This window comes from Bradyrhizobium sp. 25ACV, assembly GCF_054863005.1.
Genome location: NZ_JAVAYO010000001.1, coordinates 602,201 through 627,824, shown reverse-complemented (window position 1 = coordinate 627,824; position 25,624 = coordinate 602,201). Strand labels below are relative to the sequence as shown.

The 25,624-nt window shown below is 64.4% G+C and carries 25 protein-coding genes; 18 read left to right on the top strand and 7 right to left on the bottom strand.

Translation table 11 applies throughout. The features are described from left to right. The first annotated feature begins 45 nt into the window (after window positions 1-45). From RAD04_RS02735 to RAD04_RS02725, 3 genes are all read left to right on the top strand, one after another. Complete coding sequence (locus RAD04_RS02735; protein WP_461622528.1) at window positions 46-1,053, top strand: TRAP transporter substrate-binding protein; 1,008 nt, start codon at window positions 46-48, stop codon at window positions 1,051-1,053. Window positions 1,054-1,240: 187 nt separating this feature from the next. Then, window positions 1,241-1,819 carry a TRAP transporter small permease gene (locus RAD04_RS02730; protein ID WP_018322810.1) on the top strand — a complete coding sequence of 193 codons (579 nt, stop codon included), beginning with the start codon at window positions 1,241-1,243 and terminating at the stop codon, window positions 1,817-1,819. Continuing rightward, window positions 1,816-3,156, top strand: coding sequence for a TRAP transporter large permease (locus tag RAD04_RS02725; protein WP_461622527.1), 1,341 nt, complete (start codon window positions 1,816-1,818; stop codon window positions 3,154-3,156). The genes RAD04_RS02730 and RAD04_RS02725 overlap by 4 nt, the downstream gene beginning before the upstream one ends. On the opposite strand, the gene RAD04_RS02720 is transcribed toward RAD04_RS02725, so the two are convergent. After that, window positions 3,116-3,724, bottom strand: coding sequence for a histidine phosphatase family protein (locus RAD04_RS02720; RefSeq protein WP_461622526.1), 609 nt, complete (start codon window positions 3,722-3,724; stop codon window positions 3,116-3,118). The genes RAD04_RS02725 and RAD04_RS02720 overlap by 41 nt on opposite strands. After that, window positions 3,721-4,515, bottom strand: a complete 795-nt coding sequence (locus RAD04_RS02715) for an enoyl-CoA hydratase/isomerase family protein (RefSeq protein WP_461622525.1) — start codon at window positions 4,513-4,515, stop codon at window positions 3,721-3,723. The genes RAD04_RS02720 and RAD04_RS02715 overlap by 4 nt, the downstream gene beginning before the upstream one ends. A 228-nt stretch (window positions 4,516-4,743) precedes the next feature. Here RAD04_RS02715 and RAD04_RS02710 point away from each other — a divergent pair, with 228 nt between their 5' ends. Beyond that, window positions 4,744-5,964 carry an NAD(P)/FAD-dependent oxidoreductase gene (locus tag RAD04_RS02710; RefSeq protein WP_028143468.1) on the top strand — a complete coding sequence of 407 codons (1,221 nt, stop codon included), beginning with the start codon at window positions 4,744-4,746 and terminating at the stop codon, window positions 5,962-5,964. Here RAD04_RS02710 and rbsK read toward each other — a convergent pair whose 3' ends face one another. Then, window positions 5,965-6,879: a ribokinase gene (gene rbsK / locus RAD04_RS02705; RefSeq protein ID WP_461622524.1), complete on the bottom strand. Its 915-nt coding sequence runs from the start codon at window positions 6,877-6,879 to the stop codon at window positions 5,965-5,967. Window positions 6,880-6,897: 18 nt separating this feature from the next. Beyond that, window positions 6,898-7,791: a sugar kinase gene (locus RAD04_RS02700; RefSeq protein WP_461622523.1), complete on the bottom strand. Its 894-nt coding sequence runs from the start codon at window positions 7,789-7,791 to the stop codon at window positions 6,898-6,900. A gap of 223 nt (window positions 7,792-8,014) precedes the next feature. Between RAD04_RS02700 and RAD04_RS02695 the strand changes: the two genes are divergently transcribed. From RAD04_RS02695 to RAD04_RS02645, 11 genes are all read left to right on the top strand, one after another. Beyond that, entirely contained in the window at window positions 8,015-8,863 is an 849-nt protein-coding gene (locus RAD04_RS02695; protein ID WP_461622522.1) for a VOC family protein, read from the top strand. Window positions 8,864-9,085: 222 nt separating this feature from the next. Then, window positions 9,086-9,793 carry a TetR family transcriptional regulator gene (locus tag RAD04_RS02690; RefSeq protein WP_461622521.1) on the top strand — a complete coding sequence of 236 codons (708 nt, stop codon included), beginning with the start codon at window positions 9,086-9,088 and terminating at the stop codon, window positions 9,791-9,793. Between the two features lie 419 nt (window positions 9,794-10,212). Then, on the top strand, window positions 10,213-11,022 hold the full coding sequence (locus RAD04_RS02685) for an ABC transporter permease (RefSeq protein WP_461622520.1): 810 nt from the start codon (window positions 10,213-10,215) through the stop codon (window positions 11,020-11,022). A gap of 53 nt (window positions 11,023-11,075) precedes the next feature. Beyond that, window positions 11,076-12,068 carry an ABC transporter substrate-binding protein gene (locus RAD04_RS02680; protein WP_461622519.1) on the top strand — a complete coding sequence of 331 codons (993 nt, stop codon included), beginning with the start codon at window positions 11,076-11,078 and terminating at the stop codon, window positions 12,066-12,068. Between the two features lie 151 nt (window positions 12,069-12,219). After that, window positions 12,220-13,062: an ABC transporter ATP-binding protein gene (locus RAD04_RS02675; protein ID WP_461622518.1), complete on the top strand. Its 843-nt coding sequence runs from the start codon at window positions 12,220-12,222 to the stop codon at window positions 13,060-13,062. A 203-nt stretch (window positions 13,063-13,265) separates the two neighbouring features. After that, window positions 13,266-14,663 (top strand): enolase-like domain-containing protein, encoded by a 1,398-nt coding sequence (locus RAD04_RS02670; RefSeq protein WP_461622517.1) that lies wholly within the window; start codon window positions 13,266-13,268, stop codon window positions 14,661-14,663. Then, window positions 14,660-15,811, top strand: a complete 1,152-nt coding sequence (locus tag RAD04_RS02665; protein ID WP_092259617.1) for a Gfo/Idh/MocA family protein — start codon at window positions 14,660-14,662, stop codon at window positions 15,809-15,811. Before RAD04_RS02670 ends, RAD04_RS02665 begins: the two co-directional genes overlap by 4 nt. A 136-nt stretch (window positions 15,812-15,947) precedes the next feature. Continuing rightward, a complete protein-coding gene (locus tag RAD04_RS02660) occupies window positions 15,948-17,138 on the top strand; it encodes a dihydrodipicolinate synthase family protein (protein WP_461622516.1) in 1,191 nt (396 codons plus the stop codon). Further along, window positions 17,138-18,001, top strand: coding sequence for a sugar phosphate isomerase/epimerase family protein (locus tag RAD04_RS02655; RefSeq protein ID WP_461622515.1), 864 nt, complete (start codon window positions 17,138-17,140; stop codon window positions 17,999-18,001). The genes RAD04_RS02660 and RAD04_RS02655 overlap by 1 nt, the downstream gene beginning before the upstream one ends. Before the next feature lie 188 nt (window positions 18,002-18,189). After that, complete coding sequence (locus RAD04_RS02650; RefSeq protein ID WP_461622514.1) at window positions 18,190-18,465, top strand: hypothetical protein; 276 nt, start codon at window positions 18,190-18,192, stop codon at window positions 18,463-18,465. Between the two features lie 127 nt (window positions 18,466-18,592). Continuing rightward, complete coding sequence (locus tag RAD04_RS02645) at window positions 18,593-18,766, top strand: hypothetical protein (RefSeq protein WP_165637131.1); 174 nt, start codon at window positions 18,593-18,595, stop codon at window positions 18,764-18,766. 190 nt (window positions 18,767-18,956) lie between these two features. Here the strand turns inward: RAD04_RS02645 and RAD04_RS02640 are convergent, their stop codons facing one another. The 3 genes from RAD04_RS02640 to RAD04_RS02630 form a co-directional block, all read right to left on the bottom strand. Beyond that, window positions 18,957-20,327 carry a Spy/CpxP family protein refolding chaperone gene (locus tag RAD04_RS02640; protein WP_461622513.1) on the bottom strand — a complete coding sequence of 457 codons (1,371 nt, stop codon included), beginning with the start codon at window positions 20,325-20,327 and terminating at the stop codon, window positions 18,957-18,959. A gap of 585 nt (window positions 20,328-20,912) precedes the next feature. Continuing rightward, window positions 20,913-22,127: an ornithine--oxo-acid transaminase gene (rocD, locus tag RAD04_RS02635; RefSeq protein ID WP_461622512.1), complete on the bottom strand. Its 1,215-nt coding sequence runs from the start codon at window positions 22,125-22,127 to the stop codon at window positions 20,913-20,915. Between the two features lie 193 nt (window positions 22,128-22,320). Next, window positions 22,321-23,541, bottom strand: a complete 1,221-nt coding sequence (locus tag RAD04_RS02630) for a cytochrome P450 (protein ID WP_461622511.1) — start codon at window positions 23,539-23,541, stop codon at window positions 22,321-22,323. Window positions 23,542-23,646: 105 nt separating this feature from the next. Here RAD04_RS02630 and RAD04_RS02625 point away from each other — a divergent pair, with 105 nt between their 5' ends. The 3 genes from RAD04_RS02625 (at window position 23,647) to RAD04_RS02615 (ending at window position 25,623) form a co-directional block, all read left to right on the top strand. After that, window positions 23,647-24,189: a phosphonopyruvate decarboxylase gene (locus RAD04_RS02625; protein WP_028143453.1), complete on the top strand. Its 543-nt coding sequence runs from the start codon at window positions 23,647-23,649 to the stop codon at window positions 24,187-24,189. Continuing rightward, window positions 24,186-24,776 (top strand): thiamine pyrophosphate-dependent enzyme, encoded by a 591-nt coding sequence (locus RAD04_RS02620; RefSeq protein WP_461622510.1) that lies wholly within the window; start codon window positions 24,186-24,188, stop codon window positions 24,774-24,776. The genes RAD04_RS02625 and RAD04_RS02620 overlap by 4 nt, the downstream gene beginning before the upstream one ends. A gap of 160 nt (window positions 24,777-24,936) precedes the next feature. Beyond that, entirely contained in the window at window positions 24,937-25,623 is a 687-nt protein-coding gene (locus RAD04_RS02615; RefSeq protein WP_177237251.1) for a TetR/AcrR family transcriptional regulator, read from the top strand. Window position 25,624 lies beyond the last annotated feature (1 nt).

The following is a 25,624-nucleotide window of genomic DNA, read 5'->3' as shown; positions in this document are numbered from 1 at the left end:
ACTGCTCAGACCGCAGAAGCGGCGGGCATAACACAGGGGGAAACGATGATTGCACGATCCATGCCAGGATTCTTACATGGGTTGGCGGCTGCGGCTGCCGTGCTGTTCGTGACCGGGGCGGGGGCGCAGGAGGTGAAGCACTATCGCTTCGCCTACGACCAGCCGCGCAACACGGGCTATTCCATCGCGGGCGACATCTTTGCCGAAAAGCTCAAGGAGTTGAGCAAAGGCACCATGATCATCGACCAGTATCCCGGCGCGCAGCTCGGGCAGGAGCCGCAGGTGCTCCAGCTCGTGAAAGCCGGGGACGTCGAATTCTCGATCATCTCCTCCGCCAACACCGCGACGATCTCGCCGCAGGCCGGCGTGATGTCGCTGCACTATCTGTTCCGCGACGAGAACCACGTGGTGAAGGGCCTCGCGGATCCCCGCGTGTTCGAAGCGCTCAAGGCCATGATCGACGAGACCACCCAGGGCCTGCATGTGATCGCGACCGGCTCGCAGGGCGTGCGCCACATGTACGCGAAGCGGGAGATCCGCAATGTGGCTGATATCAAGGGCGCAAAGGTCCGCGTGCAGGCGACCGCGACTGAGGACACCATGTTCCCAGCTTACGGTGCCCAGACCGTGCACATGCCGTTCGGCAGCGTCTACACGAGCCTGCAGACCGGCGTCGTCGACGTCGCCGAAAACAGCATCAACGTCTACCTCGTCAACAAGCATTACGAGGTCGCGCCGGTCCTCAACATCACCGAGCACGAGGCCAACAACGCGCTGGTGTTCATCTCCGACAAGCTCTGGCAGAGCCTCTCGGCCGAGCAAAAGGGCTGGGTGCAGACCGCGGCCAACGAGATCAGCACCAAGGAACCGGCGAAGGCGTTCGAGCTGGAGCGCACCGCGGCCGAAAAGCTGAAGAAGATGGGCGTGAAGATCGTCGACAACGTCGACAAGAAGACCTTCACGACGGTCGCCGATCCCTATCTCGACAAGCTCGCCAAGGAGCTCGGCCCGCACGCCGAGAAGGTCAAGGATCTGATCCGGTCGATCAATTAGGTCGCTTGCGGCCATCCTTCGAGACTCCCGCCTTGCGGCGGGCCCTCAGGATGAGGTCTCGTTTCGCGGCGAGATTTTAGACCCTCATGGTGAGGAGCCCGCGAAGCGGGCGTCTCGAACCATGCAGGCCGAGCGTGATCGGCAGCTTCCCAGCTGTCACATCCGATAGCTTTGGGACGGGGGACTAATGGCCATCGCCGACAAACTGCTCGTGCATCGCCAGCGCCACCTGAAATGGCGCTGGCTCGACTGGCTCGAGCTCGCGCTGATGATCCTCTGTGGCGTGCTCTGCTTCGGCTTCTCGCTGTCGGTCACCGCGGACATCGTCACCCGGACCATCGGTCATCCCTGGCTGTGGCTGCAGGAGGTCACCTCGACGCTGTTCATCTACGCGATCTTCATCGGCACGGCGGCCGCGACCCGGCGCAACGACCACCTCTATCTCACCGCGATCTCCGAGGCCTTGCACGGCACCTCGCGGCTGATCGTCGAGCTGATCATCCGCCTCGTCGTGCTCGGCGTCGCCTTCTGCCTGATCTGGTACGGCTATCAGAATTATCTGCGCGGCTTCGGCAGCTTTCGCCTGCCGTCGGGCACGCCGATCGCCTCGCTCTACGCGATCATCCCGTTGTCGGGCGTGCTGATCGGACTGTTCACCATCGAGCAGCTCGTCAACGGCCTGCGCAACGGCTTCGACCATCCCGAGCCGCCCGAGGAAGATGGAACGCCCATCGTCACCGACGCGCAGGCGAGGGCGCAGCTATGAGCGCACCTGTTGTTCTGGCGTTGATGACGATCTGCTTCCTGTCGTTCGGCTATCTCGGCGTGCCCGTGCCGTTCTCGTTGATGGCCGGCGTCTTCATCGGCGCTCTCCTGTCCGACGTTTCGCTCGCCGCCATCATCCAGAAGATCTTTGACGGTGTCGATTCCGAGGCGCTGCTGGCGATCCCGTTCTTCCTGCTGGTCGGCGAGCTCATGAGCTCCGCGAACGTGGTGGTGCGAATAGCCAATCTGTCAGTGTCGCTGGTCGGTCACATCAGAGGCGGGCTGTCGCAGGTCGTGGTTGTCTTCAGCATGTTCTTCTCGGAAATGTCGGGCTCGACCACCGCCGACGTCGCCGTGATGAGCCGCGCGCTCGGCGGCCCGATGAAGCGCGAAGGCTATGATCCGGCCTTCATCGCCGCCATCATCGCCTCGGCCTCCACAATCGCCGCGCTGGTGCCGCCGAGCATTACCGCCGTGGTCTATGGCGCGGTCGGCAACGTCTCGATCGCGGGCCTGTTCATGGCGGGCGTGGTGCCCGGCCTGATGATCGGCTTCGGTCTGATGCTTTATTGCTACTTCTTCGGCCCTTCGGGCCTGCGCAAGCCGCGCGCGCCGCTGCGGCAGGTGGTGTTCGCGGCCGGTGATGCGGCCTTGCCGCTGATGATCCCGGTGATCCTGCTCGGTGGCATCCTGACCGGCTGGTTCACGCCGACCGAAGCCGGCGTGGTCGCCGTGGTCTGGATTGTCCTGGTCGTGATCCCCGCGCTCAATCGCGGGCACATCAAGAGTATCCCTTACGATTTCTGCATTGCCGGACTGATCTTCTCGCTGCCGCTGGTCACCATCGGCGCAGCCAATGCCTTCGGCTGGATGCTCGCTTATTTGCGAGGCGCGAGCTACATCGCCGATGTCATCACCTCGATGGCAGGTAACGATCCGCATCTGATCATGCTGCTGATGGTGCTGCTCTTCACCGTCGTCGGCGACTTCATCGAACCGGTGCCGACCATCATCATCTTCATGCCGCTGGTCAACACACTGACGGAGGCGGGTGACATCAATAGCGTCCATATGGGCGTGGTGCTGATCGCCACGCTCGCCTTCGGCCTGATCACGCCGCCTTACGGACTGGTGCTGCTGATGGCGTCGAAATTCGTCGGCATAAGTTTCGCGAAAGCGCTACGCGCTGCGTTGCCGATCTATCTGGTGTTCCTGGGGACGATCGCATTCGCGATCTACTTCCCGAGCGTGGTGCTGTGGCTGCCGCAGAAGGTGCTGCCGGAATCGGTCGGCTGCTTCAAGTCGCCGGCGGGGACGGGCTATATCTGTCCGAAGTAACGACTTGCTCGACCCGCCAATGAGCTTGCTCGCGCACGTAACGGAACGGTGTGCCATGGCTATTCTTGAAGTAGCTACCGCACAGCGCGTTGGCCATGCCCTGCATCACGGCGTCGTGGCAGACGAACAGCAAATTATCACCGGGATGACGGTCGAGCCACGCGGAGACGCAAGCCAACGACCGTTCCGTCATGGCGTCCCAGCTCTCGCCGTCGGCCGGCAGGATCGAGACAAGGCCCGTCGCTGACGTGACGCCGTGCTTGATCATGAGGTCGCGGACAGGGAGGCCCTCGAAGCTGCCGAAGTCGAACTCGATGATGCCGTCGTCGATCGCGAGCGGCACCGAGATCGCGGCCGCGATGATCTCGGCCGTTCGCGCCGCGCGGGCCAAGGGACTTGCGACGATGCGGCTGATGCCTGCGCCGCGCAGCATGTCCACGGCCTCGTGCGCCTGCCGCAGGCCGTCCTCGTTCAGCGGATTGTCGGTCCGCCCCTGGAATCGTCCCTCGCGATTCCAGTCGGTCGCGCCGTGACGAAGGCCGTAGAACGTACGCGCCGGCGTCGTCACTTCGACTTGCTCGTGAACTTCTTCACGGCGCTGCGAAATTCGTCCGTGTTCATCGCCATGATGATCTTGTGCTCCTCGGCATCGAGCTGCTGCTTCACCGGCGTGGTGGCGGCCTGATAGACCAGCGATTTGGTGCCGGCGATTGCGGCCGGCGGGTTCTGCGCCAGACGCTCGGCGAGTTTTCGCGTGGCCGCTTTCAGTTCGGCGGCCGGAACGGTCTTGGCGACGAGGCCCCATTCATAGGCTTGCTGCGCGGTAAAATTGTCCTCGGATAGGAAGATCTGCAGCGCCCGGCGCGAGCCGACCGTGCCGACGATGCCGACCGTCGAGCCGCCGTCCGGCGACACCCCGATCTTGGCATAAGCCGGCGTGAACTTGGCATCATCGGCGGCGATGCAGAGATCGGTGACGAAGGCGAGACCCATGCCGGCGCCGGCGGCCGAGCCGTGAACGCTGGACAACGAAATTTTCGGCATGCGCCTGACGATCTCGATGAAGGCGTGATAGTGCTTCAGGAGCTCGCCGACAACGGGCGTCACCGTGCCCGCTTCGGCGGCGGCACCAATCGTCTGCAGATCGCCGCCGGCCGAGAACGCTCGGCCCTCGCCTTCGAGCACGACGACCCTGATGTCGTCAGCGGCTTCGATATAGGCCGCGAGTTGCTCGAGCTTCTGCGCGATGGCGAGATCGATGGAGTTGTACGCTGCGGGGCGGTTGAGCGTGATGGTCGCGATCGGGCCGTCGATCCGCAGCAGGGCGGGATCATCGGGCTGGGAGATGGGGGCTGGCATCTGAGAAAGTCTCCGGCAGGAGGTGGTTGCTGCAACTAAATCGCAGAAGGGCAGGGGTGACAATCCCCGACCGCCGCCCTTGCGCGGGGCGAAACGATAGGCTCAAATGGGGCTGCCTTCGCCAAGGGACGGACACGAGCGCCGGCTCCTCGTAAGGCCAGCAACCAAAATCAGCGAGAGAGGAGACGACATGGGTCACGCTCGTGTCTTCCGGAAATGGGCTGTCCAATGAGCGACGGTCCGGTGATCATCGTCGGTGCCGGCCATGGCGGCTATCAGGTCGCGGCATCCCTGCGCCAGGCGGGCTTTTCGCAGCGCATCTGCCTGATCAATGACGAGGCGCATCTGCCCTATCAGCGGCCGCCTTTGTCCAAGGCCTATATCAAGGGGTCGGCCGGGCCGGAGAGCCTGATGTTCCGCCCCGAAAAATTCTACCAGGACCAGAAGATCGAGCTGATCGCGGGCCGCGCAGTGTCGATCGACCGCGCCGGCCACAAGGTGCTGCTCGCCTCGGGCGAGACGCTGGCCTACGCTCACCTCGTGCTGGCCACCGGCGCACGCAACCGGCTGCTCGACCTGCCCAACGCCAATCTGCCCGACGTGAAATATTTGCGCATCCTCGACGAGAGCGATGCGCTGCGTGCGATCATGCCCTCGAAGACACGGGTCGTGGTGATCGGCGCCGGCTTCATTGGTCTCGAATTCGCGGCCACCGCCCGGATCAAGGGCCTCGAGGTCGACGTGCTCGAGCTTGCCCCGCGCGTGATGGCGCGGGCGGTGACGGCGGAGGTGTCGGAGTATTTTCAGGAACGCCATCGCGAGGCCGGTATCCGCGTCCATCTCGGCGTGCAGGCGACCTCGATCGAGGCGGAGGGCGGCAAGGTCACCGGGGTCTCCCTGAGCGACGGACGGCATCTGCCCGCCGACCTCGTCGTGGTCGGCGTCGGCGTGCTGCCGAACATCGAGCTTGCGGCTGAGGCCGGGCTGCCGGTCGCCGCCGGCATCATCGTCGACGAATATCTGTCGACGGCTGACCCTGACATTTCCGCGATCGGCGATTGCGCACTGTTCGCAAGCCCCCGCTTCGGCGGATCGCTGCGGCTGGAATCGGTGCAGAACGCGACCGACCACGCCCGCTGCCTCGCCGCGCGGCTGACCGGCGACAAGAAGCCCTACGACAGCCATCCCTGGTTCTGGAGCGACCAGGGCGATGACAAGCTCCAGATCTCAGGCCTCACCACCGGCTACGACCGCGTCGTGCTGCGTGGCAGCGCCGCGAACAAGGCGTTCTCCGCCTTCTGCTACAAGGGTGAGACGCTGCTCGGCATCGAATCCATCAACCGCGCCGGCGACCACATGTTCGGCCGCCGCTTGCAGGGCATGAATCGCTCGATCACGCCGGCGCAGGCCGCGGATGAGAGCTTCGATCTGAAGAGCGCGCTGGCGTGATCAGCCAGCGCGGAGCACCGCCGCCACTTCCGTGGCCGTCGGCATCGACGGCCCCGCGCCCATGCGCTGCACGCTGATCGAGGCGGCGGCGTTGGCGAAGGCGAGGGCGGCGCGCAAGGGCACACCGTCAGCCAGTTGCGCGGCGAGCGCGCCGACAAAACAATCGCCGGCACCGGTGGTATCGACCGCCTTCACGGCACGCCCGGGCACGGCGACCTCTTCGCGTCCCGCAAGCGCAAGCACGCCGCGCTTGCCGAGCGTGATGCAGATGGTCTGGTCCGCGCGCGCCTGAAGTTTTCGCGCGACGTCGAAGATCTTTGCGGTCTCGTCGGCGTCCTTAAGCTCCACTCCGGTAAGGAAGCCGAGCTCGGTCTCGTTCAGCACGAGGATGTCGACCAGCGCGAGCAGCTCACCGGACATCTTCTGCGCCGGCGCCGGGTTGAGCACGGTCACGACGCCGGCCTCGCGCGCACGCCGGAAGAACGCGGCGATCGTCGGCAGCGGGATCTCGAACTGGCTGACCGCGACATCGCCCTTCGCCAGCGGCACGTCCGCCACATCATCCGCGCTGACCAGGGCATTGCTGCCGGGGATGACGACAATCGTATTGTCGGAGGCGGCGACGGTGATGATCGCGGTGCCAGTATGCGTGTCGGCGTCGCGCACCGAGCCGAGATCGATACCCTGCGCGCCGAGGAACGTCTTCAGCTCAGTGCCAAATGAATCCTTCCCCAATCGCCCGATCAACGTGGTCTTCGCGCCAAGCCGCGACGCGGCCACCGCCTGGTTCGCCCCCTTGCCGCCTGGAAAATACAGCACCTCGCGGCCGGCGACGGTCTCGCCGACGCGCGGGTGGCGATCGGCGGTCGCCACCACATCCATGTTGATGCTGCCGGCGACGAAAACGCGCCCCATAACAAACCCCAGCGAACGCTAAACCCTGACCTCGAACTCGTGCCGGACCTTGGCGATATCGACGAGCGTCGGCAGGCCGGCCTCGTTGCCGAGGCGCTGGATCTTGAAGGTCGAGGCGGCCCGGGCAAAATCGAAGTGCTCGCGCCAGCTTTTGCCGGGATGGGCGAGGTAGGAGTAGACATAGGCGCCGTGGAAGACGTCGCCGGCACCGTTGGTGTCGATCACGCGCTCGCGCGGGATTGGCATCGCCGGCATGATCTCGACCGCACCTGTCTCGTTGTACCAGAGCAGGCCCTTCTCGCCCATGGTGATGCCGCCGATCCTGCAGCCGCGGCTCTTGAGATAGTCGAGCATCTTCTCCGGCGTCAGGTCCATCTGCTCGCACAGGCGCTCGGCCACGATGGCGACGTCGATAAATTCCAGCAGCTCATGGGTGTTGGTGCGCAGGCCGCCGCCGTCGAGCGAGGTCAGGATGCCGGCCTCGCGGCAGACTTTTGCGTAGTGGATCGCGGCATCCGGTTGGTGGCCGTCGACATGCAGCGCGCGGCAGCCGCCGAGATTGAGCATCGGAAAGGGATGGATGTGCTCGTCGTCGCGGCAGCGGACGATGGCGCGCTTGCCGTCCTTGGGCATGATGAAGGAGAGCGAGGACTGGTTGACCTTCCGCCCGTGCAGCGAGATCGCGTATTTCGCGCACATGTCCTGGAACATGCGCCCCAGCCAGTCATTGGCCGCGGTGGCGATGAGATCCGGCACGATGCCGAGCTTGGCGCAGCAGAACGCCGCCGTCACCGCGTTGCCGCCGAAGGAGACCGCGTAGTCCGAGGCCACGTGCTTCTCGTCCCCGGTCGGCATGTGGTCGGTGATGAAGACGACGTCGATATAGGTCTGTCCGATGAAGAGAGCCTGCATTGCTTGTCCGTCATGCGCTTTGTGGTCCAGGCCGGCGCGCTTACTGTAACACCGGTTCCGCTCAGGGATCGCTGAAATTATTCGCAAATCTGCCGCCCCAAGCGCTTGAGGTCAGCATGAGGCCGGAATACGACCATCGCCGGGCAATGCCAAGCCCGGACAAGCGCCGTGTTTCGGCGCATTGGTTCCAGGTCAATAAAAGGGTCGATCAAAAGGGGGACATATGATCACCGGCCTCGATCACATCGTCGCTCTGGTCAGGGATATCGGTGCAGCCAAGGCGGCCTACCAGACGCTGCTCGCCCGCGCGCCGGCATGGCAGAATTCCGGCGAGGGCGCCGACCGCGTGCTGTTCACCCTCGAGAACATGACGATCGAATTGATGGCGCCGAGCGGTTTCAGCGTGACGGCCGATCGCATGCGCGCGCTGCTCGACGACCAGGAGGGCGTGCTCGCCAGCCTGTGCTTTCGTGTCGCAGACATGAGCAGGATGCATCGGCGGCTGCAGCGGGTGGCCTTGAGCCCGGATCCGGTCGCCGAGGTCGAAAGCAGCGATTCGGAAACCGGCAACGTCCTGCACTGGAGGCGCACGCGGGCCGCCACGGAACTGACGCGCGGCGTGCGCATGTTCTTCCTCGAGCTGGCCGACGAGCGTCCGCTCTCCCCGGCGACCGACATCGCGCCGATCGACGCGCTCGATCACGTCGTGGTCACCACCGAGGATTCCGAACGCGCCGCCGCGCTCTACGGTGCGCGGCTCGGGCTCGATCTGGCGCTCGACCGCTCGCACCAGGATTGGGGCCAGCTGATGTTCTTCCGCTGCGGCGATCTGATCGTCGAGGTGGTGCGCCGGCCGGTCGCCGGCGGCGACCTCGCGCATGACCGGCTCTGGGGCCTGAGCTGGCGGGTCGCCGACATCGACGCCACGCGCGCCCGCCTGATCGCCGCCGGCCTCGACGTTACCGAGGTCCGCAACGGTCGTAAGCCCGGCACGCGAATCATGACGGTGCGAAACGGCACCTGCGGCATTCAGACGGTGCTGCTGGAGCGCTCGCCCAAGCCGGTGGAGTGAGGGACGCCCGCAGGTGGCAAAGCGACTTGTCCGCCGAAGCTCGTAGAGCGAAGGCGGAAGCGTGCCCACGTCCTTGCCCAATTGATGCGAGGACGTGGGCACGGCGCAAGAGCGCCTTTGCCACCCTACGAAACCGGCTTGCTCGGCTTTCACTGTCGCGAAACTATGCGGCGGGCTGCGCGCGTGTTACACGCGTACCGACAGCACCAGCGAGCACCCGGTTTGGCGAAGGCAAAGCGAACTCTGAAATGGCAGCGCGATCCCGAGGGGATGCGGCTGCGCATTCTCGAAGCCGCCAAGCAGGAGTTTTCCGCTCACGGGCTCGCCGGCGCGCGCGTCGACCGCATTGCGGCCAAGGCCGGCGCCAACAAGCGCATGCTGTACTACCACGTCGGCAACAAGGACGAGCTTTACCTCGCGGTGCTCGAAGGCGCCTATGACAAGATCCGCAGCGAGGAGCGGGGGCTCGATCTCGAGCATCTCGAGCCGCCCGAGGCGATCCGGCGGCTGATCGAGTTCACCTGGAATTACTTCCTGCGCAATCCCGAATTCCTGTCGCTGCTCCAGACCGAGAACCTCGCGCGTGCAAAGCACCTGAAGAAATCGACCAAGGTCAAGTCGATGCACTCGCCCTTCGTCGAGATGATCCGCACCGTGGTGCGGCGCGGCGTCGACAGCGGCGACTTCCAGGTCGCGGTCGATCCGGTGCAGCTCTACATCTCGATTGCAGGGCTATGCTTCTTCTATCTCTCGAACTCGGCGACGCTTAGCGTGATCTTCGGCCGCGACCTCCTGGACAAAAAGGCCAAGGACGAGCGGTTGGCCCACATGGTCGGCCTGGTGCTCGCAGCGCTGACCGGGCAGTCCGTGGCGTTGTTCGAGATCGCGAAAGCGCCGAAGTCGCGCAGCGTGGTGGCGCAGACGGTCTAGCGGCGCACAGCGCGCTGGTAGGCGGCCCGACCGTTTCCCACAATCTCAGTGTCATCGCCCGCGAAGGCGGGCGATCCAGTATTCCAGAGAGCGTGAGGGCGCCCCGGAGGGGCCGCGGCGTACTGGATTCCCCGCTTTCGCGGGGAATGACACCGAGGGTGAGGCGCTCTCGTGCCCCGGACGCAGCGCAGCGCCCTTAGCGGTGCGCTGCAGAGCCGGGGCCCACGCTTCGACGGAGCACGTAGCTTATGGGTCCCGGCTCTGCGCAGCAACGCTTCGCGCTGCAGCGCGTCCGGGACACGGAGACGACAATCCCACAGCCCGGAACCGGCACAAAACGTCACAGGGAAAGCTCTGGACAGTATTTATCCAACGGGTTAATTTCTCCCCACAACGAAGAAGACTGCCGGGAGTGAAAATTGGCCGAGCCGAAGCCGCAGAATGCGATCTCCAAGGTGCTGAATGCAGCCTGGGTTCGGCCGTTCTTGTTCCTCGTCTTCATCGTCGTTGCCTGGGATCTGGCCATCCGGCTGTTCAGGATCCCCGCCTACCAGATACCGGCGCCTCTCGATGTCGTCGCCGTCCTGCGGACCGAGTGGCCGGAACTGCTGCGACAGTCCTGGCCGACGACCTATGCGACGGTCTGCGGTTTCGCGCTGTCCGCTCTGTTCGGCATTCCCGTCGCGATGCTGATCGCAGGCTCGAAGACGGTGGAGAGCTACGTCTATCCGCTGCTGGTGTTCTCGCAATCCGTGCCCAAGATCGCGATCGCGCCGCTGTTCGTGGTGTGGTTCGGCTTCGGCATCATTCCAAAGGTGATCTCGGCGTTCCTGCTCGGCTTCTTCCCGGTGGTGGTCTCGGCCGTGCAGGGCTTCAAATCGGTCGATCCTGACATGGTCGACCTCGCCCGCGCCATGCAGGGCAGCCGCTTCCAGGTGTTTTGTGCGGTGAATCTGCCGCACGCGCTGCCTGCGATCTTCTCGGGTCTCAAAGTGTCGGTGACGCTCGCGGTGGTCGGCGCCGTCGTCGGCGAGTTCGTGGGATCCAATTCCGGGATCGGCTACGTGATGCAGCGCTCGATCGGCACCTTCGACTTGCCGACCATGTTCGCGGCCCTCGTCATTCTCGCGCTGCTCGGCGTGATCCTGTTCTGGATCGTCGACCGGATCGAGAAGCTGGTCATTCCCTGGCATGTCAGCCAGCGCGAGGACGTGATTTTCGCTTCTTAACTAGCACAAACGGCCACCAACGGCCGAAACAACAACGGCAAGGGAGAGTGACGATGAAGCGGTTGATTGGGGCTGTCTCAGCGGTGCTGATGGTGTTTGCGGCCATGCCGGCACAAGCGGCCGACAAGGTCGTGCTGATGTTGAACTGGTACGTCTACGGCGAGCACGCGCCGTTCTATTACGGCAAGGCCAAGGGCATCTACGCGGCCGAAGGCATCGAGCTAGAGATCCAGGAAGGCCGCGGCTCGGCTGCGACCACGCAAGCCGTCGCTGCCAAGACCGCCGATTTCGGCTATGTCGACGTTCCCACCATGATGCGCGCCGCGATCAAGGGTGCGCCGGTGGTTGCGACCGGCGTGCTGCTGCAGACCTCACCGATGTCCGCCATGGGTTTTGCTGACAAGAACATCAAAAAGCCCGAAGACATCAAGGGCAAGACGGTGGCGATCACGCCGGCCGATTCCATGACCCAGATCTGGCCGCTGTTCCTGAAGAAGACGGGTCTGAAGGAGAGCGACTTCCAGACCGTTGCCGGCGACGGCCAGACCAAGCTCAACGCGGTCATCAACGGCCAGGCTGATCTGCTGCTCGGCTATGTCATGGACCAGTCGATGAAGATCAAGGACGCCACCGGCAAGGACGTCTACCCGATCAAGTTTGCCGACTACGGCATCAACATGGTTTCGTCAGGCATCATCGCCAACGCCGATTATGTGAAGGCCAATGCCGATCTCGTCCGCCGCTTCATGTCGGCGACGACCAAGGCGGTTGAAGCCGCCGAGAAGGAGCCGAAGGCGGCGGCGCAGTCGATCCTCGATGCCAACCCGAAGGGCGGCAAGATCGACACGCTGACGCAGGGTTTTGAGCTGACCATTCCGCTGTACCGGACCGCGGAAACCAAGGCCAAGCGGCCATTCCAGGTCACCGACCAGAACATGACGGACTCCGTCAATCTGATGGTCGAATATGGCGGACTGGATGCCAAGGCCAAGGACAACCCGAAAGCCTTCTACACCAACGACTATCTGCCGAAGAGTGGCTCGTGAGCGATCAATATTCGCTGTCGTCCCTGCGAACGCAGGGACCCATAACCACCGGCCTCGATTGTTGCAGAAGGTCTCTCCCCGCGTGCCCGGACGCGCCGGCACGGCGTATGGGTCCCTGCGTTCGCAGGGACGACGCGGGGAGAGCGCTGCGATGAACCCTGCGACCAAACCAATCGACGTCCAGCCCACCGCACATCTGAGACTGGTGAGCGACCGGGCCGGTGATGCCTCGGGGATCAAGCTCTCAGGCGTGTCGAAGACCTACAGGACGCGCGACGGCGATGTGCCGTCGCTGCGTCCGCTCGACTTCCACATCAACGACGGCGAGTTCTTCGTCGTGGTCGGGCCATCCGGCTGCGGCAAGTCCACGCTGCTCAAGCTGATCTCGGGCTTGCTGCCGCCGACATCGGGCGAGATCCTGGTCGAGGGCGAGAAGGTGACGACCCCGCACGGCAATGTCGGCATCGTCTTCCAGAACGCGTTGCTGCTGCCCTGGCGCAACATCCTGTCCAACGTCATGCTGCCGATCGACATGAAGCGGCTGCCGCGGGACGAATATCTTGCCCGTGCCAAGGCGCTGTTAAAGCTGGTCGGGCTCGAAGGCTTCGAGAAGAAGCTGCCCTGGCAGCTTTCCGGCGGCATGCAGCAACGTGCCTCGATCTGCCGCGCGCTGGTGCACGATCCCAAGATCATGCTCATGGACGAGCCGTTCGGCGCGCTGGACGCACTGACGCGCGAGCGGATGAATGTCGAGCTGATGCGGATCCAGCGCGAGACCAGGAAGACAGTGCTCCTGATCACGCATTCGATTCCGGAAGCCGTGTTCCTCGCCGACCGCGTCCTCGTCATGACCGAGCGTCCCGGCGCGGTCGCCGCGATCTACGACGTGCCGCTGCCGCGCCCGCGCTCGCTCGACGTGATGGCCGACCCGGTTTTCACCGAACTCGTGCAGCGCATCCGCAAGCATTTCTTCTCGCAAGGGGCATTGGACTGAGGCAATGCGATTGATCTCGGCTGCAACCACGACGACGGTGCGCTCCCTCTCCCGCTTGCGGGGGAGGGTTGGGGAGGGGGTGTCTCCGCTCGCGAGGACCCCTAACAGGAGAAAACCCTCACCCGGCGTGTTGCGCCGACCTCTCCCGCAAGCGGGAGAGGTGCACCGCCGCCGTGGCGAAATCGTCGGGACTAACTAGCACCATGTCACCCCGCCTGAAGCTGCGAGACATCGCCTTCTTCGAACGTCCCGTGCAGTTCGCGCGGCCGTTCCGCTTCGGCGCAATCACCATCAACGCGACGCCGCAGCTGTTCGTGCGCGCCGAGATCGAGGTCGAAGGCAGGGGCGTTGCGGTCGGTGCCAGTGCCGAGCTGCTGGTGCCAAAGTGGTTCGACAAGCGGCCGGACTTGTCGCCGGCGCAGACGGTCGATGGCCTGCGCCGTTCGCTGGAGATTGCGCGGGGGCTCTATCTGGCGCGCAACGGATACCAGACCGCGTTCGATCTGCATGCCTCGTGCATCGGCGCCCAATTCGCAACCTGCGCGAAAAAGAACATTCCGCCGCTCGCCGCGGCTTACGGTCCAGCGGAAATCGACAAGGCGATCCTCGACGCGTTGCTGCGAGCCGCCGAAATCAGCTTCTTCGATGGAATGGCCGGCAACATCGCCGGCATCGATGCGCGACTCTCACCCGACCTCGTGGGATCGGACATCACGACCTTTCTCTCCGGCCGGGCGGCGCTGGAGCGTGTTGCCATCAGGCACACCGTCGGCCTTGATGATGCCATCGAAGGCGAGGGCGGCGTCGCCGATGCCCGCGAGAACTCCGGTGCACGTTACTTCAAGCTGAAGCTGTCGGGCGATCCCGCAGCCGACGCGGCGCGGCTCGCCCGCATCGGCAAGCAGCTCGCTAGGCTGGGACACGACTACAAGGTGACGCTCGACGCCAACGAGCAATATGCCGACCTCGCCGCGCTGCGGGCGCTGATGGACCGGCTCGATCATGACGCCGCGCTGCGCCCGATCGCAGCGCGCCTGCTCTATGTCGAGCAGCCGATGCCGCGCGACATCACGAGGCAATCGCCGCTTGGCGCATTGGCCGCGCACGGCTTCATCATCGACGAGGCCGACGATTCCTACGATGCGTTCCCGGCAGCGCGGACGCTCGGCTATTGCGGTATTTCCTCGAAATCCTGCAAGGGTCTCTACAAGTCGATCGTCAATGCGACGCGCGCCGCGAAGTGGAGCGCGGACAGCGAGAGGTTCTTCGTGACCGGCGAGGACCTTACCTGCCAGGCCGGCCTTGCCGTGCAGCAGGACCTCGCGCTCGGCGCCTTCATCGGCGTCACCCATGCCGAACGCAACGGCCATCACTATGTCGACGGCTTTGGCGAGACGCCTCTCGCCGAAGCGCGGGCCTTCGCGGCGGCGCATCCCGATCTCTATGCCGATTCCGGGCAGGGTATCCGGCTTTCCATTCACGACGGCGATCTCCTGACGGGATCGCTCAACACGGTGGGCTTTGCGACGTCGGTTCATCCGGACTGGTCGGCGCTCCGCCCGCTCGAACAGCCAAGATCACTTCAGGAGCAATTGACATGACCACCCAACGCCTCGGCCTCATCATGAACGGCGTCACCGGCCGCATGGGGCTCAACCAGCATCTGATCCGCTCGATCGTCGCGATCCGCGAGCAGGGCGGTGTACGGCTGAAGAACGGCGACCGCGTGATGCCCGATCCGATCCTGGTCGGCCGCAGCGCCGAGAAGGTCGAGGCGCTTGCCAAGCGCTACAACATCACACGTTGGACCACCGATCTCGATGCGGCGCTCGCCGACAAGAACGACACCATGTTCTTTGATGCCGCGACCACGCAGGCGCGCCCGGGTTTGCTGACCCAGGCGATCAATGCCGGCAAGCACGTCTATTGCGAGAAGCCGATCGCGACGAATTTTGAGGAGGCGCTTGAAGTCGTCAAGCTCGCCAATGCCAAGGGCGTCAAGCACGGCACGGTGCAGGACAAGCTGTTCCTGCCCGGCCTGAAGAAGATCGCGTTCCTGCGCGATAGCGGCTTCTTCGGCCGCATCCTCTCGGTGCGCGGCGAGTTCGGCTATTGGGTGTTCGAAGGTGGTTGGCAGGAAGCGCAGCGGCCGTCCTGGAACTACCGCGACGAGGACGGCGGCGGCATCATTCTGGACATGGTTTGCCACTGGCGCTACGTGCTCGATAACCTCTTCGGCAATGTCCAGAGCGTGAGCTGCATCGGCAACACCGACATCCCCGAGCGTTTCGACGAGCAGGGCAAGAAGTACAAGGCGACCGCGGATGATTCCGCCTATGCGACCTTCCAGCTCGAAGGCGGTGTCATCGCCCACATCAACATGTCCTGGGTGACGCGCGTCTATCGCGACGACCTCGTCACCTTCCAGGTCGACGGCACGCATGGCTCGGCGGTCGCGGGGCTCAGCGACTGCATGATCCAGGCGCGGCAGGCTACCCCGAGGCCGGTCTGGAATCCCGACGAGAAGCGGCTGCACGATTTCTACGGCGACTGGCAGAAGCTGCCCGACAACGTCAGCTACGACAACGGCTTCAAGGAGCAGTGGGAGATGTTCATTCGCCACGTCTACGAGGATGCGCCCTACAAGTTCACGCTGTTGGAAGGCGTCAAGGGCGTGCAGCTCGCCGAATGCGCGCTCAAGAGCTGGAAGGAGCGGCGCTGGATCGACGTCGCGCCGATCAAGGCGTGAGATCGAATAGATAGAGCCCCGATGTCTACCAAGCCGTCATTGCGAGCGGAGCGAAGCAATCCAGAGTCTTTCCGCAGAGACAGCCTCGATTGCTTCGTTGCTCGCTCCTCGCAATGACGGGGAGAGGTCCGAAAACATGAACAAGCCCGTCCAACCGATGTCGTCATTGTCGCTGAAATTGCCGAAGGCCGATCGCTCGATCGAGACCTACCGCCTCGCGGCCTCGCGCACGTTCCCCGCAAAGCTCGAAGGACCGCTGAACCGCATAGCCTTCTCGGCCGTGCACACGGTCGTCGATCCCTTCGCGGACAACGATCCCTGGCTGTCGGCTGCCGTCGACTGGGACAAGACTATCGCCTTCCGCGAGCACGTCTGGGACCTCGGTCTTGGCGTTGCCGAGGCCATGGACACCGCGCAGCGCGGCATGGGGCTGGACTGGCCGACCTCGCTGGAGCTGATCACGCGTTCGGTCGCCGCCGCCAAGCGCCGCAACGCGCTGGTGTTCTCCGGCGCCGGCACGGACCATCTCGCGGTCGAGGATGCCAGGAGCCTCGACGACGTGATCCGCGCCTATGAGGAGCAGATCTCGGCGGTGGAGAAGGTCGGCGGCCGCATCATCCTGATGGCGTCGCGCGCGCTGGCAAAACTCGGCCGCAATGCCGACGATTACGCCAAGGTCTATGACCGCGTGCTGTCGCAGGTCCGCGAACCCGTGATCATCCATTGGCTCGGCGACATGTTCGATCCGGCGCTGTCGGGATATTGGGGCACCGGGGATCTCGACAGGGCGATGGACACGGCGGTCGCCATCATCAACGGCAACGCCGCCAAGGTCGACGGCGTAAAAGTGTCGCTGCTCGACAAGCAGCGCGAGATCGACATGCGCCGGCGCCTCGACAAGCGCATCAAGATGTACACCGGCGATGACTTCAACTATGCGGAGCTGATCGCCGGCGACGAGCAGGGTTTTTCACACGCGCTGCTTGGCATTTTTGACGCCATTGCGCCGGCGGCATCCTACGCACTGTCGCGACTGGCGGCCGGCGACGAAGCCGGATTCCACGACGTGCTGGGGCCGACAGTGCCGCTGTCGCGTCACATCTTCAAGGCGCCGACGCGGTTCTACAAGACCGGCGTGGTGTTCATGGCGTATCTCAATGGCCACCAGGACCATTTCACCATGGTTGGGGGACAGGAGAGCACGCGCTCCACGTTGCATCTGGCCGAGCTGTTCCGTCTGGCCGACAAGGCCGGCCTGCTCGCCAACCCTGAACTCGCGACGCAGCGGATGAAGACCGTGCTCGCCACCCACGGTATCGAATCCTGATGCGCGATTTTTCGTCCGACCATCGCTGGCTGTCGCTCAACACGGCGACCGTCCGCAAGCAGGGTGACCTCGTCGAGATCATCAACGCCTGTGCAAAGCAAGGCATCCGCGCGATCGATCCCTGGCGCGATCAGGTCGCATCCGTCGGTCTCGAGCGCGCCGCGCGCGCGGTGCGCGATGCCGGCCTCGAACTCTCAGGCTATTGCCGCGGCGGCATGTTCACCTCGGACGCATCGCGCCGAGGCGAGGTGCGCGACGACAACAGGCGCTGCGTCGACGAAGCCAAGGCGCTGGGCGCGCCCTGCATCGTCCTCGTCGTCGGTGGCCTGCCGCAATATTCCAGGCCGGGCAGCGAGGCCTCGAAGGATATCGTGACGGCGCGCGGGCAGGTCGAGGAGGCTCTCGCCGATATGCTCGACTATGCCAGGCAGGCAAACCTGCCGCTGGCGATCGAGCCCTTGCATCCGGCTTACGCGGCCGACCGCGCCTGTGTGAACACCACGAAGCAGGCGCTCGATATCTGCGACCGGCTCGATCCCGCACGCAGCGGCATGCTCGGCGTCGCGCTCGACGTCTATCACATCTGGTGGGACCCGGAGCTGATGAGCCAGATCGCGCGCGCCGGCAAGGATCGCCTGCTCGCGTTCCATGTCTGCGACTGGCTGGTGCCGACAAAGGACATCCTCAACGATCGCGGCATGATGGGCGACGGCGTGATCGACATCAAATCGGTGCGTGCGGCGGTCGAAGCGCAGGGGTTCGCCGGCTATTCCGAGATCGAGATTTTCTCCATCGACTGGTGGGGCAAGCCGATGGAGGAGGTGCTGCGAACCTGCATCGCGCGTCACAAGGCGGCGGTGTAAAGTTACCACGAGTGCGGCCCCTACGGGCTTGCGAGCTGTTGCAGCGTGTTGAAGCGGACCTTCTGCTCGCTGTTCGGCGTCGCATAGAACTCGTCCAGCAAGTTTGCCCCGCTGGCGAAGCAGCGAGCTGGTCGGAGTACCACCAAAGATGTGGTGGACTGCCATCAGCTTTCAGGCAGAATGTCATCATGCCGATGCCGCAGCCTCGCCAGATCGGATGCGGTAATCAGTGGCATCAACGATCAGCAGGGACGGCGGATGTACCCAAGCCTGTTGATCTTGAATGGCCCCGACGTGCAACCGTCGGGGCCATTGCCATGATCGGCGTGGCATGGCTGGCAAGCTTTGCCGAAGGCACCGGCGTGCTTTATTGCGGCGAAAGACCGCCAAGGACGATCTGCAATTCAATGCGCCAGGCCAAACTGGTTTGCGATCGAATTTGCCGGGCACCGGCCGTCCGCTGAAAAGTCGGACGATTGCGCTATCATTGATTCACCGTCAAACACCGGACTATCACCCGTCAATTTGATCTGCGAAGCTGTGACAACACAAATGCGCTTGCAAACAAGCAAGCGTGAAGGAGGGTCCGCAGTGGATAAGGTGCAGCGTTTGCGTGCGATGAGCTCACTGTGCCGCCAACAGGCAGCGTACAACAGCATGAACAAATGGAAGCTGCTCGCAGAAGCGGAATACTGGGATCATCTGGCTAATCTCGAATTGTCTTCTCACTTCGAGCAATGCAACGCGATCCCAAGCGCGAATTAGGCTGGGCAGAAGACGATTTCCTCGTGAGGTCGGAAACGGGGCTGTCGCTTGCGTTACGTGCCGCTGCACCCTCACAGAGAGTGCCTGCAGGGACATACATGGTCTCGTCGAGCTTTGAAGCAGGACGATTACGTCACCCCGCTTCGTTCGACCGCGGCGCAAATTGCAACGAGAGAACGCGATGCCGTCCTCACGGCCCCGCGACCTGTTGCAGCGTGTTGAAGCGCGCCTTCTGCTCGCTGCTCAGCGTGGCATAGAACTCGTCCAGCGCAGGCTCTACCAGCTTGGCGGCCGTCAGCATCGCCTCGAGCCGGCGCTGCATCGCCTCCAGCCGTCCGACCGGCGTCAGCGGCACATCGTTCGGGCAAGCCGCTTGCAGGCCTTCAACGCCTTTGGCTGTCGCTTCACTGAGGCGGTCGAGCGCCTCCTTCTGCTTGCCGGCGGGGTGGAGCACGGCCTCGATCCTTTGCATCGGGAGCTGGGTCAGGCCGGATTTCGGATCGCCGCAGCCCTCGACGTTGGCTTGCTGCTGCGGCGAGCGTTCGCCGATATTCGGACCGAGCGCATTGAAGCCAGCCTGCTGCTCGTCACTAAGCGAGTTGTAAAAATTCTCCAGTGCCGGTCGCACGATCTTGACGGCTTCAAGCGTCGCGCTGATGCGGTTCATCATCGCGCGCAAGCGGCCAGGGGGAGTCAGTGCATAAGTCTCCGCGCAGGAGTCCTTGAACACGCCGGCAGCGTTGGCCGCCGCGGTCTTCAATTCGTCGAGCAGTGCGCGTTGCTCCGGCGACGGCCGCACCGCTTTCGCGATATCGGCAAGCGGCCAGGCGGTGACGCCCTTGTCCGGTGTGCCGCACAATTGCTGTAGCGTTTGCGGGCTCACGCTCGCGCGCGGACGGGCGCGGCTGCCGCCACCGGCTTGCGGATAGTCATAAGGGTTGGTGCTGGCATAGGCGGAATAGGGGCCGTCGCCACCCCAGAACACGGTGTCGACGAAGTCGTCATAGGCGTATGCCCAATAACCGGGCTCGTAGCCGTAGGACCAGAACGTGTAGTTGAAAATGTCGGAATAAGCGTAAGGCCAGAACACGGGCCCAAGCCACGCCACGAACACCGCGGGATGGCGGTGTCGCCAGGCCTGCCGGGGAGCCCAGCCGCTCTGGCGGGTGGTGAGCGCTGCCTGCGCTTGCGCAGGGGCCTGCTCGCGGAAGCGCTCGGCAAATCGCCCGCGCTCGGCCGCCTGCACGGCGGCGGCAGTGGCAACTCGCCCAACTGTGGTGGACTCGGGGCCCAACCGCTGCAGGCGCGCCTGATCGCGCTGCTGCATGCCCTGTTCGCGCTGGAGCAGGCGGTTCTGCGTCTGCAGCGTCCGCTCCTGTGCACGTTGCGCCCGCACCCCTTCCGGCTTCTGCGACTGCAATTGCTGCACGCGCTGTTGCATCCGATCGATGCGGCTCTGCCGTTCCGAGCTCTGACGTGTGAGCATCTCGCGCTGCCGCTGCTGCACGATTTGCTGTCGCTGCTGGATCTGCTGCTGGTGTTGCTGCGCGCGCTGCTCCATCCGCTCCTGTCGCGACGGCCGCGCGGTCACAGCCGGTGGCGCGCTTGGGCGCGAGGGGGCTGCGATATGCGGCGTCGGCCGCGGGGCCATGGCCGGACGTTGCGGTGCTGCCGGCGCCCGGTGGATTTCAGGTCGCGGCGCCGCCACGTGCGGGGCCGCTCGCGGCGGTGGTGCTGCAAAGCGGGGGGCCGGACGCGGCGGCGGTGCGGCGATGTGGGGCGCCGGGTGCGGCGCCATGGCCGGTCGCTGCGGCATGGCCGGTGGATGGAATGCCGGGGCGGCGGGTCGTGCCATGGCTGGCGGTGCCGCCGGACGGGCCATGGCCGGTGGTGCTGCTGGCCGTGCTGCCGGCGCTGCGGCCGGACCGGCAGGTCCGCCCCTTCCATGTCCCTGGCCGGGTCCTTGGGCGAGCGCGCCGACGCTCGTCAGCATCGAGACACCAATGAAAGCAGCCGTAAGGCAAGCGCCATGCGGAAGCATGATTGTCGCTCCCAGCTCGTAATCGCCCACGACGTTCAACGCGCAGCTGGCGGAATCGTTCGTTGCTGGCCGCGGCCGGCATTGCGATCTTCCGACGCAGGCCGCTCAGGAAAAATCCTGCGTCAGGGCGGTGGCGAGCCGCTCCAGCGCCCAGTCGACCTGGTCGCTTGTGATCACCAGCGGCGGAGCGATGCGGATCGTTTGCTCGTGGGTATCCTTGGCGAGGATGCCCATGCCCTGAAGCGCCTCGCAGTAGCGGCGGGCGCGGCCGGCGTCGGGATGCAGTTCGACCGCCAGCATCAAGCCACGTCCGCGCACCTCGCGGATCGTGTTGGCACGAATGTCTTTCAAACCTTCCAGAAAGCGCGCGCCCTGCCTGGCCGCGTTCTCGATCATGCCTTCCTCGGTCAGCACGCGCAGCGCGGCGCGCGCCACCGCGCAAGCAAGCGGATTGCCGCCGAACGTCGAACCGTGCTGGCCGGGCCTCAATGTCCCGAGCACGTCGTTGTTCGAGAGCACGGCCGACACCGGATAGAAGCCGCCGGACAAGGCTTTGCCGAGCAGCGTCACGTCCGCCTCGATTCCCTCGTGCTGTTCAGCGAGAAGCTTGCCGGTGCGGCCGAGCCCGGTCTGGATCTCATCGAGCACCAGCATCACGTTGTTGGTGGTGCAGAGCTCCCGCACCTCAGTGAAATAGCCGGCTGGAGGAAGGATGACACCGGCTTCGCCCTGGATCGGCTCGACCAGAAAGGCGACCGTGTTTGGGGTGATTGCCTCCGCCAGCGCCGCGGCGTCGCCGAACGGGATGATCTTGAAGCCCGGCGCGAACGGTCCGAAATGTGTGCGTGTGTCGGGGTCGGTTGAAAAGCCGACGATGCCCAACGTGCGTCCGTGGAAATTATTGGCACAGACGATGATCTCGGCCTGGCCGTCCGGCACGCCCTTCACCTCGTAGCCCCATTTGCGCACCGACTTGATCGCGCTTTCGACCGCCTCGGCGCCGCTGTTCATCGGCAGCACCTTATGGGAGCCGGTGAGCGCCGCGATCTCTTCGTAGAAGGGGGCGAGCTGGTCGTTGTGGAAGGCCCGCGAGGTCAGCGTCAGCCTGTGCGCCTGTTCCACCATCGCCGCCAGGATCTTGGGGTGGCAGTGGCCCTGGCTGACCGCCGAATAGGCCGAGAGGCAATCGAGATAGCGGTTGCCTTCGGTATCCCAGACCCAGACACCTTCGCCGCGCGACAGGACGACCCCGATCGGCTCGTAATTATGGGCCCCAAAGCGTGCTTCCGTTGCGACGAAATCAATGACCGACGCGCTCATCTGTCGTCACTCCATTGCTGCGCGCGGCGGTGCCAACCAACTGCACCGGCGGCCTCAGCTTGATCTGGGTATCAACTTGCCGCCTTGGAAGTCTTCATCCTTCCGATGGTGTAGCCCGATCTGATTTGCCTAAAGTATCAGAGGGTTCTCTACTGTGCATGGGGTTGTTTTCGCAGTTTTTGGTGTCGGGCCCTCAGCGAAGCGCACACGGCACGCCCAAGAAGCCACGAAACCGCACCCGTCCGCCCCGCACCGGCTGCCCGCTCACGGCATAGTTCGGGAAGCGCGCCAGGAAGCGCGAGATCGCAATCGCGCCTTCGAGCCGCGCCAGTGCCATGCCGGCGCATTGATGCGCGCCGGTGGCGAAGGCGAGATGCCGGTTCGGCGTGCGCGCGATGTCGAAGCTTTCAGGGTCCGGAAACTGCGCGGGATCGCGGTTGGCCGCGCCAATGCACAGGGTCACCGACGTGCCGGCCTCGAGCATGACGCCGCCGAGCTCGACCTTCTCCGTGGTCATGCGGTTGCCGAGCTGGTTGGAGCTCTCGTAGCGCAGCATCTCTTCGACGGCGGTCTTGATCATGTCGGGATTGCCGATCAGCCGCTGCTTCTGGTCCGGATTGCGGTCGAGCGCGACGAGGCCGTTGCCGATCAGATTGGTGGTGGTCTCGTGTCCGGCATTGAGCAGGAAGATGCAATTGTGCAGCAGCTCCTTCTCGGTCAGCCGCTCGCCGTTCTCCTCACCCTGGATCAGGCGCGTCAGCACATCGCGCTCGGGATTGCCGGGCTTGTCGCGCCGGCGTGCAACCAGCGTCTGGAGATAGCTGAGAAAATCCGTCACCGCCTTGTTGCCGCGCGCGGCGACCTCGGGCGACACCACAGGTTCGAGCGCACCAAGGATCGCCAGCGACCAGTCGCGCAGTGGTCCGCGTTCCTCATGAGGCACGTCGAGCAGATTGCCGATCACCTCGATCGGAATGGACGCCGCGAAATCCTCGATCAGCTCGCAAGCACCTTTGGCCGCGATGGCGTCGAGCAAGCCGTCCACCAGCTTGACGATGTCGGACTCCATGCCGGCGATCGCCCGCGGCGACAGCGCGCCCATGATCAGGCGACGCACGCGGGTATGCGCCGGCGGATCGTTGAAGACGAGGCTGGTGGTGTGATGCTCGTAGAGCGGGGTGTCGCCGTATTTCGGCGCGAACTCGCGCTTCTTGTCCGAGCTGAACGACTTGGTGTTCTTGTAGGTGGTGACGAGATCGTCATAACGAGTCAGGAACACGGTGCCGTTCGGCAGGCGCTTGACCGGCTCGTTCTCCCGCAGTGCACGATAGGTCGGGTAGGGGTCGTCGTAGAATTCCGGCGTCAGCTTCTCGAGGTCGAAGCTTGCCGCCAGCGCCTTCGCATCTGCGTTCATCCCGTTATACTCGCCGGTTAAAGCCGTTATGCCGTTTTTGTTGTTCTGGTCGGCGCATTCATGCGTCTACAGTCTTCCCACCTTGCTAGCCGACCGGACAGGAAAATGCACGCACGCGCTGACGCTGCCGACACGGCGCCGAATTGGCCCGACGATATTTTCGCGACCCTGCAACGCTTCGATATCCGGCAGGTGCCTTACGTGCCGGATGCCGGCCATTCGAGGCTGATCCAGCGCGTGCTGGCCTCATCCACGATGCGCGGCATTCCGCTCACGACGGAGGAGGAGGGCGTGGCGCTTCTTGCCGGCGCCTGGGCCGGCGGACAGCGCGGCGTCTTGCTGATGCAGTCGAGCGGCGTCGGCAATTGCATCAACATGCTGTCGCTGATCCCGATCCTGCGCTTTCCGTTCCTCACGCTGGTGACCATGCGCGGCGAGTGGGGCGAGTTCAATCCGTGGCAGGTGCCGATGGGATCGACCACGCAGGGCGTGTTCGAACTGTCGGGTGTCCAGGTGCTGCGGGCCTCGAACGCAGCCGAGGTGCCGGCCGTGCTCGAAGCCGCTGCGTCGCAAGCCTACAACGCGCTCACGCCTACCGCCGTCCTTCTGTCGCAGCGCCTGATCGGCGCCAAGGTTTTCACCAAATGAGCAAGGCCAATCTCCTCGACCGCCGGCAGGTGGTGTCCACGCTCCTCGCGAACCGCAAGGACGTCGTCGCGATCGGCGGCCTCGGTGCCTCGACCAACGACATGTGCGCGGCCGGCGACCACGCCCGCAATTTCTACCTTTGGGGCGGCATGGGCGGCGCCGCGATGATCGGGCTCGGCCTCGCCCTGGCGCAGCCAAAACTGCCGGTGCTGGTCATCACCGGCGACGGCGAGATGCTGATGGGCATGGGCAGCCTGGCCACCATCGGGCTGCAAAAACCGTCGAACCTCTCGATCGCAGTGCTCGACAACGAGGCCTATGGCGAAACGGGCGGCCAGACCAGCCACACCTCCGCTGCCGCCGACCTCGTCGGCGTCGCCAAGGCCTGCGGCATCGGGGATAGCCGGGCCGTCACGACCATGGCCGAGGTCGAGGCCTTCGGCAAAGCCGTCCACGACGTCTCTGCGGGGCCTCGCTTTGCCAATATGAAGATCGACAGCGCCAGCCTGGAGCGGATTTTGCCAAGCCGGGACGGGACTTACATCCTCAACCGGATCCGCGGCGACCTAGGCTTCCAGCCAATCTAGGGCGGGCCTGTCCATTCCCGTCGGCGCCCAGGTCCTGCACGGAAGCCGTGCAGGCGGAGCCAATTTCCACTGAATTAACGACGCACTCAGGTTGCGATGCAACATAGTGCTTGACTTTTGCGTGGGTGAGTGCTTACTCACTAGCATGAGCTCATTGCGTATGACGAGCGACCTGAGGCGTCAATTGATCCTCGGAGCCGCGAAACGCTGCTTTGCCCGACATGGCTATACCGGCACCACGACCAAGAGCGTGGCGGCCGCCGCTGCCATTTCCGAGGCGTTGCTGTTCAAGCATTTCCCGTCCAAGGCGGCCCTCTACGCCGAAATCCTCAGCGACGAATGTGAGGCGGACCCGGCACTCACCGAGCTTCTCGAGCGGGAGCCTTCGACCGCCACGCTGGTCGAGGTGATCCGCGGCATGGTCGAGCATTTCCTGCACATCGCTGATGGTCCCGATCAGGAAGAGGCCCAGCGCCTGCGACTGATGGCCACCAGCCATTTGGATGATGGCGAATTCGCCCGTTTGCTGTATGCCAAGATCGAGACGCTGATCGGGGCGATCTTCGTCTCCTCGCTCGAACGTGCCGTTGCCGCCGGGGACGCGCGGCCATGCAGCGGCAATCCACTCAACCTGTTCTGGTTTGCGCATCACTCGGTGATGACTGCGGCGCTGACCAGGCTGCCGGCCACGCCTTGCCTCGCTTACGGCAAGGCTGAAGACCTCGAGCGGCAGCTGTGTGAGTTTCTCCTGAGGGGTATCGGACTTAACGACGCCGCAATTGCTTCGCATCTGGGCCACAATCAGGCCGCGGATGCCGGCAAGGCGGCGATTGCAGAGAGTGCATGAC